The sequence below is a fragment of the Nocardioides cavernae genome (genome assembly GCF_013410035.1).
GTDB classification, from domain to species: Bacteria; Actinomycetota; Actinomycetes; order Propionibacteriales; family Nocardioidaceae; genus Nocardioides; species Nocardioides cavernae_A.
This window is the reverse complement of record NZ_JACCBW010000004.1, coordinates 226,939-241,395: the sequence shown is the minus strand read 5'-3', so window position 1 is coordinate 241,395 and position 14,457 is coordinate 226,939. Positions and strand designations below refer to the sequence as shown.

Genomic DNA, 14,457 nt, shown 5'->3' with positions numbered 1-14,457 from the left:
CCCTTCGTGGCAGCTGGCGGCCCACGGTCTCGAGGCTTCCGTCCAGCGTGTCACAGGGGGTGTCGACCGCGTCGCGGTTCGGGCGAACCCCACCCCTCCTGCCCACCCCCAGGAGTGGCCCTCAGCGCGTGACGTCGTTCACCGCGGCGGGCGGCAGGTCGGCGACGTCGGCTGCGGGCGTCGTCCACGGCTCCGCCGGCAGCTGCGCGACCTGCTCGCGGCACCACACCGACACGGAGCGGCTGCCGTCCAGCACCGCCTCGCGGAAGGGCGCCCACGGCTCCCACCGCGCGTCCTCCACCTCGTCGGGGTCGGCCGTGACGGGACCCGACGCCCGGCCCACGAAGACCGGGCAGAGCTCGTTCTCGACGATGCCGTCCTGCTCGGCCCGGTAGCGGAAGCGGGGGAGCACCAGGACCAGGTCGGTGACGTCGGTGCCGAGCTCCTGGGGGACCCGCCGACGCACGGCGTCCTCCATCGGCTCGCCCGGGGCCGGGTGGCCGCAGCAGCTGTTTGTCCACACCCCGGGGAAGGTCCGCTTGTGCAGGGCCCGCTGCGTCACGAGGACGTTGCCTTCTCCGTCGAAGAGGTAGCACGAGAAGGCGAGGTGCAGCGGTGTGCGGGCGTGGTGGACCGTCGCCTTGTCGGCGGTGCCGATGGCACGACCGTCCTCGTCGAGCAGGACCACCTGCTCGCGGGACGTGGTCGGTGCGGCGGTGTCGGTGCTCGTGTCGGTCATGCGGGCCTCCCCACGGGTCGGGCGAGCTGGTTGACGGCGGACGAGAAGAGCCACGGCAGGCGCCGTGCGGCGGGGACCAGGCCCCGGCGCACGGACGGGCGGGCGGTGGCGTGCAGCAGGGCGTGGGTCAGCAGCTCGTGCCGCAACCCCATCCGGCGGGCCGCGCGGTCGTAGCCGCGGACGTCGCCGAGGGCCACGAGGTCGACGGCGACCCGGGCCTGGGCCAGGCCGAGGGCGATCCCCTCGCCGGTGAGCGCGTCGACGTAGCCGGCGGCGTCGCCGACGAGCAGCACCCGGCCCACCGACCGGGCCCGCGCGCGCTGGCGCAGGGGCCCCGCCCCCATCACGCGGGTGCGTGGCCCGGTGAGCCGCTCCCGCAGCACGGGGAAGTCGTCGAGCAGGTCCTCGAAGCGGGAGCCGGCCTCGCCCAGGACCGCGACGCCGACGAGGTCGTCGTCGACCGGGGTGACGTAGGCCTCGGCGCGGGGGGACCAGTGCACCTCCACGACGTCGGTCCACGGCGCCTGCCGGACGTGGCAGCGCTGCCCGAAGCGGCGCCGCGACGGCGCGGGACCCTCCAGCCCGACGAGGCGGCGCACGGTCGAGTGCAGTCCGTCGGCGGCGATGACGTAGCGGGCGGGCTCGCCGTCGACCAGCACGTGGTCACCGGCGTCGTCCACCGTGGCGACGGGACGGGCGTCGACCTCGACCCCGACCTCGTCGGCGCGGGCGGCGAGCGCGTCGTGGAGGACGGTGCGGCGTACGCCCCGGCCGGGGCCGGCGGCGAAGCGCGCGGTGACGCCGGTGCCGGTGCTCGCGACGTAGCGGATCCCGGCCAGGTCACGGCCGTGGGGGTGGACCCCGAGGTCGGCGAGCTCGGAGAGGGCCCCCGGCATGAGGCCCTCGCCGCAGGCCTTGTCCACCGGGCCCTGCCGCGGCTCGCGGACGAGGACGGACAGCCCGGCCCGCCGGGCATGGACCGCCGCCGCGAGCCCCACCGGGCCTCCGCCGACCACGACCACCTCACGCACGGGCGGCCTCGTTCCCCACCGGCAGGGCGGCCAGCGCGGCGTCCTCGACGCGGATGCGTACGGCGAGCAGGCCGGCGTTGAGGACGGTGAAGACCACGGCCGTGATCCAGGCGCCGTGCACCAGGGGGAGCGCCACGCCCTCGACGACGACCGCGACGTAGTTGGGGTGGCGCAGCCACCGGTAGGGCCCCGAGCGCACCGGCGGGAGGCCGGGCACGACGATGACGCGGGTGTTCCACCGGCGCCCGAGCGTGGCGATGCACCACCAGCGCAGGCCCTGGGACGCGATGACGAGCAACAGCATCGACCACGCGAGCACGGGCGGCACGTCGGGACGGCGCACCCACGCCTCGGCCAGGGCTCCGACGAGGAGGGCGGTGTGCAGCACGACCATGAACGGGAAGTGGCCCAGTCCGGACTCGACGCCGCCGCGCTCGCGGCTCCAGGCGGCGTTGCGGACCGAGACGACGAGCTCGGCGACCCGCTCGACGCCGACGAGGGCGACGAGGACGGTGAACGCGACCAGCCCGGTCATGACGCGGCCCTCAGCAGGACCAGCTCCGAGCAGAAGCCCGGGCCCATCGCCATCAGCACGCCGTGGCTGCCGGGGGCGGGCGGCCGCTCGCGGAGCGTGTCCTCGAGGACCTGCAGCACCGAGACCGAGGACAGGTTCCCGACGCGGGCGAGCGAGTCCCACGTGAGCTGCACCGCCTCGCGCGGCACCTCCAGCGCGTGCTCGAGCGCCTCGATGACCTTGGGGCCGCCGGGGTGGCACACCCACCACCCGATGTCGTCGCGCGTCAGCCCGTGGTCGGCGAGGAAGGCGTCCACGTCGCCGCGGACGAAGCGCTCCACGAGGGTGGGCACCTCGGCGTCGAGCACGATGCGCAGACCGTTGCCGGTGACGTCGAATCCCATGGTCCGCTCGCTGTCGGGGTAGAGCCTGCTGCGCGAGTCGAGCACCTGGACGGGACCGGGGCGCACGTCGTCGCCGACCGCGACGACGGCCGCCGCGCCGTCCCCGAAGAGCCCGCTGGCGACGAGGTTGGGGACCGACACGTCGTCCTTCTGCACGGTCAGCGAGCAGAGCTCGACCGCGATGAGGACCGCCGTGTCGCCGGGGCGCCCGAGCAGGTAGTCGTGCACCCGCGCGATGCCCGCGGCACCGGCCACGCAGCCGAGGCCCACGAGCGGCATCCGGCGTACGTCCTCGCGGAGCCCGACGCGCGCCGCGATGCGCGCGTCGAGGGACGGGACCGCGAGCCCGGTGACCGTCGCGGTCACGACGAGGTCGACGTCGGACGGGGTGAGGTCCGCGGCCTTGAGCGCGTCCTCCAGGGCTCGCGACCCGAGCTCGACCGCGTGCTCGATGAAGAGGTCGTTGGCGTGCCCGAAGTCGCCGATGGAGGCGTAGTCGGACAGCGGCAGCACCGTGTGCCGGCGCTCGACGCCGGCGTTGGCGTGGAAGCGCCGCAGCAGGGCGCGGTCGAGGCTCCGCTCGGCGATCACCGCCGACAGCGCCTCGGTGATCTCGGCCTGCGGGTGGGAGTGCGTCGGCAGTGCGCCGCGGACGGAGAGGATCCTCATGAGCCACCTCGGGTGTCGGGGTCGTGGGGGCGGAGCAGGCTGCGCAGCAGCCCGCCGGCGAGTCGGGCGTCGATGCGGCCGTCGCCCAGGCCGAGCTCGACGAGGGTGTCGAAGGCGTGCCGGTCGCGCCCCGCTGCCCGGATCCCGGCTTCGACGACCCGCGGCGAGCGGGAGAGCCGGGACGCGGTCCAGGTGTGGCGCAGGTGCGTCCCGAGGAGGGCACGCACGCTCGCGCGGTGCTGCGCGCCGGCCTCGCCCGGGCGGTCCGCGCGGACGGCCCGGGCCGCCGTGCGCCCGGCGGCGATGCCGGTCGCGACGGCGTAGTAGATGCCCTCGCCGGTCATCGGGTTCACGAGCCCGGCCGCGTCGCCCACCAGCAGCACCCGGCCGTCCGGCTGGTCCCAGCGCCACGAGCTCAGCGGGAGGTGGTGGCCGCGCCAGTCGGTGCCGGTGGAGGCGGCGCCCGGGACGAGTCGTTCGAGCTGGTCGAGCAGCAGCCGACGGCTCGGCGCCTGTCCGGGCTTCTGCTCGCCCGGCAGCAGCTCGCCGTAGCCGACGTTGGCCAGGCCGTCGCCGCGGTCGAAGGCCCAGGCGTACGACGGCTGGCGGCGCTCGCCGTAGCGGATGACCTGGCGCCCCGCCATCTCCGGGGTGGTCGGGGCGTAGCCGCGGATCGCGATGGCGCGTGCCTCGCGCCGCTTGCCGAGCAGCGCGGTCCGGACGAGCGAGTGGGCCCCGTCGGCACCGACGACGACCCGCCCTCGGACGCCGTCGGAGACGAGGACCCCGTCAGGGCCGGCGGCCAGGGAGGTCACGCGGTGGGTGCGCAGCTCGGCTCCCGCGGCGACCGCGCGCTCGACGAGCCGGGCGTCGAGCACGCGCCGTGGCACGACGTGCACGTCGCGGCGCATCGGCCCGGACACGACCACGTCGCGACGCGACAGCTCGAGGTCGCGCAGCGGCGTCCACCCGGCGACGACGTCGCCGGCGCCGACGCCGGCCAGGGCGTCGAGCACGTGGGGAGCGATGCCGTCACCGCACGACTTGTCGCGCGGGAAGTCACTGCGGTCGAGGAGCAGCACCCGCAGCGTCGGGTCCTCGGTGAGTGCGCCGAGCGCCGCGGAGGACCCCGCCGGGCCGGCGCCGACGACGACCAGGTCCCACGTCTCGTCCATCCCGCCCGCCATCCCGCCAGCCATCCCGCCAACCATCACGCCACCGCCAGGATCACGGCGTCGACCAGGGCGACCGCCACGGCGGCGACGAACGGCGCCCGGCCCCTGCCCCGCACCACGAGGGCGGTCAGGGCGACGACCACGACGGCGACGGCGGCGGTCACGGGAGCCGGGGGAGCCGCACCCACCAGCACGACCACCGAGGCGGCGGCCAGCACGGCGGCCGCGACCGGCGCGATCCGGTCGGGGCCGAGGCGGTGCGGCAGCCCGCGCACACCCGTCGCCGCGTCGTCGTCCAGGTCGGGCAGGACGTTGAGCAGGTGTGCCCCGACGCCCAGCAGGGCGGCGCCCGCCGGCCACCACCACGGCGGCGCCTGGCCGTCCGCGAGCGAGACGACCCCGGTGAGCCCGCCGAACGAGAGGGCGTACGGCAGCCACGACCACCACGTCGACTTGAGGCCGAGGTTGTAGGCCCAGGCGGACGCGACGCAGCCCAGGTGCAGCAGGCCGGGGAGCACGCCCAGCGCGAGCGAGAGGACCACGCACGCCACCACGGCCAGGGCGCACGCGACGCGGACCGCGGCCACCGACACCGCGCCGGTGACGAGGGGCTTGTCGGTGCGGCCGGCGGCCCGGTCACGCCGCAGGTCGACGAGGTCGTTGCTCCACCCGACCGTGAGCTGCCCGGCGAGCACCGCGGACACGAGCAGCGCGCTCGTCGCGAGGTCGAGCCCCTGCGCCCGGGCGAGGAGGGCCGCGAGCACGGTGACGGCGAGCGCCGGTCCCGGATGGACGGCCGCGAGCAGCCTCACCGCGCACCTCCTGGTCGGCGGGCGCGCCGGACGCGCACGACGTGCCCCGCCGCCGCCCCGGTCGCGGCGACCAGCCAGCCCGCGAGCACGTCGACGACGTAGTGCTCACCGGTGTAGACGAGCGTCAGCGCCATGGCGAGGGCGTACGCCACGAGGACGACACGCCACACGAGGCCCACCGAGCGCCAGAGGAACAGCGTGGCGAGCAGGGCCGCTGCGGCGTGCAGCGACGGCATCGCGGCGACCGGGTTGCTGCCGGCCTGGCCGCTCTCCACCAGCCGGGCGACGGGATCGAGCCCGAGCGCCTGCCACCCGAGGGAGGAGATCCGGTCCACCGGCCCGATGTCGCCCCGGGCGGCGGCGAGCCACGGCGGCGCGGCGGGATAGGCGAGGTAGGTGGCGATGCCGAGCGCCGACATCGTGAGGACGGCGGCCAGCCACTCGCCGAAGCGGGGGCGGAGCCGGAACCAGGCCACGGCCGTGATGAGCGGGATGGTGAGGAAGTGGGTGACGTAGACCAGGGCGGCGACGGCGTCCCACCAGTGCGCCGACCCGTCGACGAGGTGCTGCTGCAGCCAGACCGTCGGCACCGCCCCGAGCAGCGCCTCGTCGCCGCGCGCCGGACCCAGGACGTGCAGGCCGGCGCCGAGGCGGTTGGTGTCGGCGCCGTCGCCAGTGCCGAGCGGTGCGGTGATCCACTGCGCCACCCAGTAGGCGACGAGGATGGCACTCAGGGGGGACCAGGCGATGAGGAGCTGGGCGATCGGCCCGTGCCGAGACTCCGGGGCGCGGTCGAGCGTCACCGCGCGCGGGGGTGCCTCCGCCCGGCTGGTCATGCGGACGTCCGTCGGCGCTCGAGCCGGCGCAGCAGCGCCTGCGTGCGGAACCGGTTGTAGCGCTGGATCACGATGAACGGCAGGTTGACCGCCACCCCGTAGGTGAGGAGCAGGGCCGCGGCGAAAGGCGGGTTCCACAGCACGAAGAGGGGCCCGCACCACAGCGCCCACCAGTGCGCCAGCTCGGCGCGACGGGTCTCGCGGACGAACACCCGCAGCCCGTCGACGTCGTGCGCGGGGAGCTCGCGCTTGCTGATCCCGCCGGCGAACAGCGCCCCGGCCTCGGGGAGTCGGTCCTTCCAGCGGTGGACACGCAGGCGCCTGCGGTACCACCGGCCGTCGTCCTCGAACCGGCGCTGGCGCAGGCCCCACCCGTCGCGGGCGAGCCGGCGGTCGGGGAGGCGGTGCGCGGCGTACCCCGTCGCAGCGTGGAACAGCCCCCAGGCGAGCACGTCCACGACGACCGTCCAGGCCTGCGGCATCACGAGGCGCAGCATCAGGCGACCTCCCGCTTCGAGCCCCGGAGGTCGACCTCGCGCCCGCGCCACCGCACGGACCGGCGCAGCGAGGTGTGCGCGAGGGAGCGCGCGAAGACGAGGTCGAAGGCGAGCAGGGGCAGCGGGAAGAGCAGCCACGTCCACCACCGGAAGGTGCCGACCCGGCGCAGCAGCCGGCGCACGTCGAGGGCGGTCGCGGCGTACGCCAGCCCCCACACGACCGGGCTGCCGACGGGCGCGAGGTCGCTCACGGTCCCGAGCAGCGAGAGCGCGGCCCCGACCGCGACGGCGTGGTGCGTCGACACCCACGCGACCGTGGTCAGCGTGGCCGCGGGGTCCGCCGCGGTGGCGCCGGAGGCGATGTTCTTCGACCACCCGGCGACCAGTCGCCGCACGCCGCCGGGGTAGCTGCGCATCTGCGCGACGTCGCCGCCCACGGCGCACCACACGGGCAGGCCGGCCCGTGCGTACGCCGCGGCGAGGGCCGCGTCGTCCAGGATCTCGGCGCGGACGGCCTCGTGGCCCCCGGCGCGCACGAGGTCCGCGCGGGAGGTGAGCAGGCACGGGCCGAAGGCCATCGGCTCCCCGCGGCGGGGCGATCGGGTGAAGGCGCCGCTGGCCATGACCGCGACCAGGTTGAAGAAGGCGGAGAGCTGCTCGTAGGCGCGGGGCACGCGGTGGTGCGGCTGCACGGACACGAGGCCGCCGTGCTGCCGGTGGGCCTCGAGGAGGCGGGCCGTCGCGTCGGGCGCCAGCACCACGTCGGCGTCCAGGAAGAGCAGGAGGTCGCCCGACGTGGACGCAGCGCCGACGTGGCACGCCCAGGCCTTGCCGGTCCACCCGCTCGGCGGCGTGCCGGCCGGCAGCACCCGAGCGCCGAGGTCCCGGGCGACCGCCGCCGTGGCGTCCTGCGAGTCGTCGTCCACGACCACCACCTCGGCAACCCGCACCGACTGCGCGTCGAGCGAGCGCAGGAGGTGGGGGAGCGCCAGGGCCTCGTCACGGGCCGGGACGACGACGGACACCGGGGCGCCCGGGCCGGGGTGCACCGGTCGCCCTGCCGGCGGCAGGGTGCGCAGGTCCTCGACCAGGCGGTGCGCGGCGACGGACACCCCCGCGAGGACGGCCAGGGCGAGCAGGTCCGTGAGGAGGACCGCCGCGCTCATGCGGCTCCGCGGCGTACGACGAGCGGCATCCCGCCGCGGGGGTGCACGGCCGCGTGGGCCTGGGGTGCCGGCCGGGTCCAGCCCGGCGGCGTCTCGAGCCGGTGGTCGCGCAGCAGCTCGGCCAGGACGACGACCATCTCGCCGAGCGCGAACTCCCGGCCGATGCACAGCCGCGGGCCCTGCCCGAAGGGGAGGTAGCCCGCGCGCACCGGGCCGTCGGTGAACCGCTCCGGCCGGAAGGCCAGCGGGTCGGGCCACAGGTCGGCACGCCGGTGGACCAGCCACGGGCTGATGATCGCGAGCGTGCCGGCGGGCACCTCGCGGCCGGCGAGCACGTCGGGCTCGCGCGCGCGCCGCGAGACGGCCCAGGCCGGGGGGTAGAGGCGCAGGGCCTCGTCGACGACGGCGCGGGTCCACGGGAGCTGCTCGCGGTGCCCGACGAGGGAGACCGCACCGGGGTGCGCGGACAGCTCCGTGCGGACACGGTCCTGCTCACCGGGGTGCTCGGCCAGCAGCATCAGCGTCCACGCGAGCGCGGCGGCGACCGTCTCGTGACCGGCGATGACCATCGTGACGAGCTCGTCGCGGATGCCCCGGTCGTCCATCCCGCTGTCCAGCATGAGGCCGAGGAGGTCGTCACCGTGGCCCGACGTCCCCGTCCTGCGGTGCCGTTCGCGGCGCTGGGCGATGATCTCCGCGGCGCCGCGGTCGAGGCGCCGGCGCGCCGAGCGCAGCCGGAGGTTGGTGCGCGAGGGTGCCCACTCGGCGGTCGGCAGGATCGAGCGGCCGAGCCGGACGACGATGTCGGCCGACGAGCTCGTCGCCGCGAGCAGGTCCTGGGCCTGGCCGGAGAGGTCGGCGCTGAACAGCGCCCGTCCCACGGCGTCGAGGCCGATCGTGTGGGTGAGGGCCGCGACGTCGACCACCGCGCCGTCGGGCACGTCGCGCAGCCGTTCCTCGATGCTGTCGCGAGCGGCCGCGCGCACCTGGTCGCCCACGGCCGCGAGGCGCTCGTGGTGGAAGGCAGGCGCGGCCACCCGCCGGTGCTCGATCCAGCTCGGCTCGGCCGAGGCGAGCAGCCCCGGACCGGTGACGCGGGCCAGGGCGGCGTACTGGACGGTCTCCTTGGACCAGGTCCGCGCCGAGGTCTGCAGCACGCGCTTCACGTCGAGGGGGTCGGTGACCAGCAGCGCCGGCGCCCCGGGCACGGGGAAGGACACCGTGTCGCCGTGCTGCTCGCGCACCTTGACGAGGAAGGACAGCGGGTCGGCCCGCACCGACCGGAACGCGCGCGCCATGTCGAGCGGGGTCGGTCCGGGGACGCCGATGTCGGTGGGCTGCATCGACTGCAGCCGGGTCGCGATGCTCATCCCCGCGAGCCTTCCACTGCGTCGCGGCGTCCGCCCAGCCAGGCCCAGGCGACGCAGCTGGCGAGCACCAGGCCGAAACCGAAGCCGAGGTCCTCCACCGGTGCGTAGAACAGGCGCCCGTCGCCGATGAACGCCCGCGCGCCGCTGCCGATGATGGTGTCGCCGGAGTACTGCACGATGCCGCGCCCGGTGAGCCAGCCGTTGGTGAGCAGCTGGAAGAACACGATGATCGCGTAGGCGCTCCACCAGTCGGCGCTCGACGTCAGGCGGGTGCGGGCGACCCAGCGGTCCAGCACCAGCGCGAGCGGGACGCACAGGACGGCGATCGCGGTGTAGGTCACCTGGCCCCCTCGCTGCTGCGGCGTGCCGACGGCCGCGGGGACCACGGGCGTACGCCGCGCCGGGCCGCACGCACGCCCTCGAGGGTGAGCACCGACACGACCGGGATCACGACGAAGAAGGCGATCTCCTCCAGGGGTAGGTCCGCGATGCGCCAGGGCAGGGTCTGGTCGGCGTCGAACCACCAGTGCCCCTCGTGCGTCGCCCACAGGTCCCAGACGAGGAAGGGCGTGCCCGCCAGGAGGACCGTGAGCAGCAGCCGTCGGGGCTGGCGCAGCACCCGGAGGCGGAACGCGGGGACGAGCGGCAGCGTGCCGGCGAGGCAGAACGCGAGCATGGCGACGTACGCCCAGTGCGGCAGGCTCACGTCGGCACCGGGAGGCTCGAGCGGTCGCCGGTGAGGCGCTTGAGCACGAGCTCGGCACTGATGAGGCACATCGGGAGCCCGACCCCCGGCACGGTCGTGGAGCCGGCGTAGAGCAGGCCGTCGACCTTGGCGCTGGCGTTGCCGGGGCGCAGGAACGCGCTCTGGCGCAGCGTGTGCTCGAGCCCGAGGGCTCCGCCCTGCCACGCGTGGTAGCCGGTCTCGAAGTCGCGCGGGCCGATGGTGCTGCGCACCCGGATGCGGTCGCGGAGGTCGGGGATGCCCGCCCACGAGGCGATCTGGTCGATCGCCCGGTCGGCCGTCTGCTCGACGACGGGGGAGCCGGCGCCGTCGTCACCGCCGTGCCCGATGCCGGGGTCGGCCGGCACGGGCACGAGCACGAAGAGGTTCTCGCAGCCCTCGGGTGCGACGCTGGGGTCGGTCTCGGACGGCTTGCAGACATAGATCGACGCCGGGTCGGGGACCCGGGCGTCGGCGCCGAAGATGTCGCCGAAGTTCTGTGCCCAGTCGGAGGTGAAGAACAGCGAGTGGTGCGGCAGCTGGGGCAGGCGGCCCTCCACGCCGAGCAGCGCGAGCACCGCGCCGGGCCCGGGGGAGCGCTTGCGCCACACGGGCTCGGGGTGGGTCTGCAGCTCCGGGTCGACGAGCGCGGTCTCGAGGTGGTGCAGGTCGGTGGCACCGACGACGAGGTCGGCGAGGATCGTGCCGCGCCCCGTCCCGGCGCCGCCGGCCGGGGTGTGCTCGACGCCCTGGACCTCGGCCCGGCCGCGCGCCCCGGTGCGGGTGAGGATTCGGGTCACCTCCACCCCGGTGTGCAGCCGGGCGCCGTGCCGCTCGGCGAGCGAGGCCAGCGCCTCCACGAGCCGGGTGAAGCCGCCCTGGGGGTAGAGCACCTGGTCGCCGAGGTCGAGGCGGCTCATCAGGTGGTACATGCTCGGGGTGCGGTCCGGGGACGACCCGAGGAAGACCGCGGGGTAGCCGAGGACCTGCCGGAGCCGGTTGTCGCGGAACGAGGCGGCGACGTGCTTCTCCAGCGACCGCGTCAGCAGCCGTCCGAGCCTGGGCGTGCGGCGAACGACGTCGGGGTGCAGGAACGCGCCGGGGGAGTCGAAGCTGGTGTAGAGGAAGCGCCGCAGCGCCATGTCGTAGGTGTCGTCGGCCGAGCGGAGGTAGGCGTCGAACGCCGCGCCCGAGCCCGGCTCGATCGACTCGAACAGGGCGCGGTTGTGCGCGCGGTCGGGGCGCAGGTCCACCGGGTCGGCGTGGCCCTCGAAGAAGACGCGGTAGCTCGGGTCGAGGACGGTCAGGTCGAGCTCGGCCTCGACCGTCGTGCCTAGGAGCTCGAAGAAGTGCTCGAAGACCTCGGGCATGAGCCACCACGACGCGCCGGTGTCGAAGCGGAAGCCGTCGCGCTCGACGCTGCCGACGCGGCCGCCGAGGTCCGGGTTCTTCTCGAGGAGGTCGACCTCGTGGCCGCGGGAGGCCAGCAGCGCGGCCGTGGCCAGGCCGGCGACGCCCCCGCCGACGACCACCACGTGGCGGGAAGTGTGCTGGTCGGTGGCGCGGCCGGTGGAGCGGTCGGCGCGGTCGGTGGAGCGGATCGTCACGCGACACCCCCGCGCAGCGCGTTCGCGGCGAGGCGCAGCTTGACGGGGGTGGGGACGCGCACCCGGGTGCGGCGGATCTCGGCGGCCGGCGTCGCCCGCAGGCGTGCGGCGAGCTCGGCGAAGGTCGCGTGCGCGGCGGCCACGGCACGCCGGCTGCTCGACGGCAGGCGCGGCACCACGGCCGCCGCGGCCGCGAGGTCGGCGTCGATGTCGTCGAGGATGCGGTCGCGGTCGGCGTCGCAGAACCGCTCGACCGCCAGGCCGGGGAAGTAGTCGCGGCGCAGCAGGTCGTGGTCGTCGGTGAGGTCGCGGACGAAGTTGAGCTTCTGGAACGCGGCGCCGAGGCGCTGGGCACCCGCCGCGAGCTCGTCGTACGTCGCCGTGCCGGGGCCGTGGGCGTCGGGGGCTGCGAGGAAGGCGCGCAGGCACATCAGCCCGACGACCTCCGCGGAGCCGTGGACGTAGCGGTCGAACGACTCCTGCGTGTGCGTGCGGGTGTCGAGGTCCATCCGCATGGACTCGAAGAAGGGCGCGACGATGTCGTCCTCGATGCCGACGTCGAGCGCGGTGCGGGCGAACGCGTGCACCACGAGGTTGCCGCTGTAGCCGGTGGCCAGGGCGTGGCTGACGTCCGCCTGCAGCCAGTCGAGCATGACCTCGCGCGCGTCACGCGGCAGGCCGGGGTCGGGGTTGTCCACGATCTCGTCTGCGACCCGGACCAGGGCATAGATGTTGCGCACCTGGGTGCGGACCGGATCGGCGAGGAGGCGGGAGGCGAGGCCGAAGGAGCTGGAGTAGCGGCGGATGACCACCGCGGAGCTCGCCTCGGACACGGAGTCGTAGAGGGTGCGCGAGGTCCCGCGGTTGACGAAGAGCGTCATGCCGCGACCTCGCTGTCACGGGCGGCGAGCGGCTTGGTCGTCACGCTGTCGAGGATCTCAGACGGGAGCCCCGTCGTGCGCAGCACCGACCGGGCCTCCTCGAGGTAGCGGTCGGCCAGGTCCTCGACGAAGCCCCGCGACCCCGAGGCCACCAGCAGCCCGCGCACCTCGTCGAGCTCGTCGGTGCCGAGCTCGCGACCGAGGAACGAGCTGATCCGGAGCCATGCGGTGGTCGAGCGGGCGTGCACCATCAGGGGGGTCTGCTTGCCGGTCCGGAGGTCGCAGGTGACGCTCTTGCCCGAGTGGGTCGGGTCGCCGAAGACGCCGATCAGGTCGTCGGCGAGCTGGAACGCGACCCCCATGGCGCGGCCGGCGCGACCGAGGCGCTCGACCGTCGCCGCGTCGGCGCCGGCGAGCACGGCGCCCGCCTGGAGGGGGAGGGAGAAGGAGTAGGCGCCGGTCTTGAGCGCCTCCATCTCGAGGCTCTGGGCCAGCGAGGCGTGCGACACGCCCAGCGCGAGGCGTACGTCCGCGAGCTCGCCCGCCGCGGTGGCGTGGAGCGCGGCGTCGAAGAGGTCGAGCAGACGCTCGACCACGTCGGGCGCGGCACCGCAGGTGGCGACCGCGCGCACGGCCGCGGCGATGGCGAGGTCTCCGGCGAGCACGCCGGCGGTCAGGCCGTACCCGACGGCTGCGTCCGGTCCGGCTCCGTCGATCCGGGCGAGGGCGCCGAACGTCCCGCTGACGTTGGGGCGGCCGCGGCGCACGTGGTCGCCGTCGATGACGTCGTCGTGGATGACGAACGCGGTGTGCAGGAGCTCGATCGCGGCACCCACCTCCGCGGCCGCACCCGGCGCCGTGCCGCCCAGCGCGTCGTGCGTGGCGAGCAGCAGGGCGGGCCGGAACCGCTTGCCGCCCTCCGCGGCGCGTCCCAGCGACTCCCACAGCAGGGCGTGGTGGGGATCGATCGCACCGGCGCGTCGCCGGCCCGCGTCGAGCAGCCGCTCGAGCGCGTGGTCGGTGCTGCTCGCGCTGGTCCTCGTCGTGCTCTCGGTGATCGTGCCGGTCATGTGGTCCTCCCGCAGTCCAGTGGTCCCCGTGGCGTCCTGTTGCCTGCGATGAATCTATGCAACACTTCCAACTAAATCTAGACAACCTGTGGAGGAGACTCGAAACGTGGACACCAGCTCTCGTGTCTCCCTCACCATCGGGGACCTGGCCAACAGGACTGGAGTACCCATTACGACGCTGCGTAGCTGGGAGAAGCGGTACGGATTTCCGCAGCCCAGCAGGCAGCCCGGCGGCCACCGGCGCTACTCCGAGTCCGACGTCGACGCGGTGCACGCCGTCCTGGAGCGTCGTCGCAGCGGCCTGTCGCTCGCCGCTGCCGTCCAGCGCGCCCCCGCGGCGCCGACGAGGTCGGGCTCCCTCTTCGCCGAGCTGCGGCGACGCCACCCCGTGCTGCGCCCGCAGCTGCTGTCGCGCCGCACGCTGGTCTCGATGAGCCACGCCATCGAGGACGAGTGCTGCGCGCGGGCCGCCGACCCGCTCCTGTTCGGGGGCTTCCAGCGCCAGACCTTCCTCCGTCCGTCGTACGCCCGCTGGCACGAGCTGGCCCGCACCGCGAGGCGCAGCACCGTCTTCGTCGACCTCGACGGCGCCGAGCCGGCCGACGAGGTGCTCGTCGAGATCCCGCTCCCGCACGAGTCGCCCCTGCAGCGCGAGTGGTTCGTGGTGTGCGATGCCGACGACCTCCCCGCGTGCCTGGTGGCCGTCGAGCGGCCGGGCCAGGCCGGAGCCCCGCGCATGTTCGAGTCCGTGTGGTCGGTCGACCCGGTGGTGGTGCGCGACGCGAGCGACATCTGCGCCGCCCTCGCCGACGACCTGCGCGCCGACTGGCGCGGTGAGCCGGACCCGGCACCGCTGCCCGAGCCCGTGCCCGCCTCCGACGACCTCCGCCGCGCCACCGATCTCTTCGACCGGATGCTCGACTATCTCGACGCGACCACGATGCGGTGACGTAGGTAAGGGT

Annotated in this window: 16 protein-coding genes; 1 reads left to right on the top strand and 15 read right to left on the bottom strand. The window is 75.2% G+C overall.

All coding sequences use genetic code 11. From position 1 onward, the window contains the following. Window positions 1-121 precede the first annotated feature (121 nt). From idi to F4692_RS17735, 15 genes are read right to left on the bottom strand one after another with little or no spacing between them, the layout of a single operon-like run. Complete coding sequence (idi, locus tag F4692_RS17805) at window positions 122-739, bottom strand: isopentenyl-diphosphate Delta-isomerase (protein WP_179621054.1); 618 nt, start codon at window positions 737-739, stop codon at window positions 122-124. Then, entirely contained in the window at window positions 736-1,770 is a 1,035-nt protein-coding gene (locus F4692_RS17800) for an NAD(P)/FAD-dependent oxidoreductase (protein WP_179621053.1), read from the bottom strand. Before F4692_RS17800 ends, idi begins: the two co-directional genes overlap by 4 nt. Continuing rightward, entirely contained in the window at window positions 1,763-2,305 is a 543-nt protein-coding gene (locus F4692_RS17795; RefSeq protein ID WP_179621052.1) for an isoprenylcysteine carboxyl methyltransferase family protein, read from the bottom strand. Before F4692_RS17795 ends, F4692_RS17800 begins: the two co-directional genes overlap by 8 nt. Next, the gene (locus F4692_RS17790) at window positions 2,302-3,357 is read right to left on the bottom strand and encodes a type III polyketide synthase (protein ID WP_179621051.1); all 1,056 of its coding nucleotides are present in this window, start codon (window positions 3,355-3,357) and stop codon (window positions 2,302-2,304) included. Before F4692_RS17790 ends, F4692_RS17795 begins: the two co-directional genes overlap by 4 nt. Continuing rightward, complete coding sequence (locus tag F4692_RS17785) at window positions 3,354-4,556, bottom strand: NAD(P)/FAD-dependent oxidoreductase (RefSeq protein WP_257030008.1); 1,203 nt, start codon at window positions 4,554-4,556, stop codon at window positions 3,354-3,356. The genes F4692_RS17790 and F4692_RS17785 overlap by 4 nt, the downstream gene beginning before the upstream one ends. 11 nt (window positions 4,557-4,567) lie before the next feature. Beyond that, window positions 4,568-5,344: a UbiA family prenyltransferase gene (locus F4692_RS17780; RefSeq protein WP_308645365.1), complete on the bottom strand. Its 777-nt coding sequence runs from the start codon at window positions 5,342-5,344 to the stop codon at window positions 4,568-4,570. Beyond that, complete coding sequence (locus F4692_RS17775) at window positions 5,341-6,180, bottom strand: phosphatase PAP2 family protein (RefSeq protein WP_179621050.1); 840 nt, start codon at window positions 6,178-6,180, stop codon at window positions 5,341-5,343. Before F4692_RS17775 ends, F4692_RS17780 begins: the two co-directional genes overlap by 4 nt. Then, window positions 6,177-6,677: a glycosyl-4,4'-diaponeurosporenoate acyltransferase CrtO family protein gene (locus tag F4692_RS17770; RefSeq protein WP_179621049.1), complete on the bottom strand. Its 501-nt coding sequence runs from the start codon at window positions 6,675-6,677 to the stop codon at window positions 6,177-6,179. The genes F4692_RS17775 and F4692_RS17770 overlap by 4 nt, the downstream gene beginning before the upstream one ends. Further along, window positions 6,677-7,843: a glycosyltransferase gene (locus F4692_RS17765; protein WP_179621048.1), complete on the bottom strand. Its 1,167-nt coding sequence runs from the start codon at window positions 7,841-7,843 to the stop codon at window positions 6,677-6,679. Before F4692_RS17765 ends, F4692_RS17770 begins: the two co-directional genes overlap by 1 nt. Then, entirely contained in the window at window positions 7,840-9,213 is a 1,374-nt protein-coding gene (locus tag F4692_RS17760; protein WP_179621047.1) for a cytochrome P450, read from the bottom strand. The genes F4692_RS17765 and F4692_RS17760 overlap by 4 nt, the downstream gene beginning before the upstream one ends. Next, window positions 9,210-9,554, bottom strand: a complete 345-nt coding sequence (locus tag F4692_RS17755; RefSeq protein ID WP_179621046.1) for a lycopene cyclase domain-containing protein — start codon at window positions 9,552-9,554, stop codon at window positions 9,210-9,212. Before F4692_RS17755 ends, F4692_RS17760 begins: the two co-directional genes overlap by 4 nt. Next, window positions 9,551-9,919, bottom strand: coding sequence for a lycopene cyclase domain-containing protein (locus F4692_RS17750; protein ID WP_218858722.1), 369 nt, complete (start codon window positions 9,917-9,919; stop codon window positions 9,551-9,553). Before F4692_RS17750 ends, F4692_RS17755 begins: the two co-directional genes overlap by 4 nt. Beyond that, a complete protein-coding gene (crtI, locus tag F4692_RS17745; RefSeq protein WP_218858721.1) occupies window positions 9,916-11,544 on the bottom strand; it encodes a phytoene desaturase family protein in 1,629 nt (542 codons plus the stop codon). Before crtI ends, F4692_RS17750 begins: the two co-directional genes overlap by 4 nt. Beyond that, window positions 11,541-12,425 (bottom strand): phytoene/squalene synthase family protein, encoded by an 885-nt coding sequence (locus F4692_RS17740; RefSeq protein ID WP_179621045.1) that lies wholly within the window; start codon window positions 12,423-12,425, stop codon window positions 11,541-11,543. The genes crtI and F4692_RS17740 overlap by 4 nt, the downstream gene beginning before the upstream one ends. After that, a complete protein-coding gene (locus F4692_RS17735; RefSeq protein WP_179621044.1) occupies window positions 12,422-13,495 on the bottom strand; it encodes a polyprenyl synthetase family protein in 1,074 nt (357 codons plus the stop codon). Before F4692_RS17735 ends, F4692_RS17740 begins: the two co-directional genes overlap by 4 nt. A gap of 106 nt (window positions 13,496-13,601) precedes the next feature. Here F4692_RS17735 and F4692_RS17730 point away from each other — a divergent pair, with 106 nt between their 5' ends. After that, the gene (locus tag F4692_RS17730) at window positions 13,602-14,444 is read left to right on the top strand and encodes a DICT sensory domain-containing protein (RefSeq protein WP_179621043.1); all 843 of its coding nucleotides are present in this window, start codon (window positions 13,602-13,604) and stop codon (window positions 14,442-14,444) included. The last annotated feature ends 13 nt before the right edge of the window (window positions 14,445-14,457 follow it).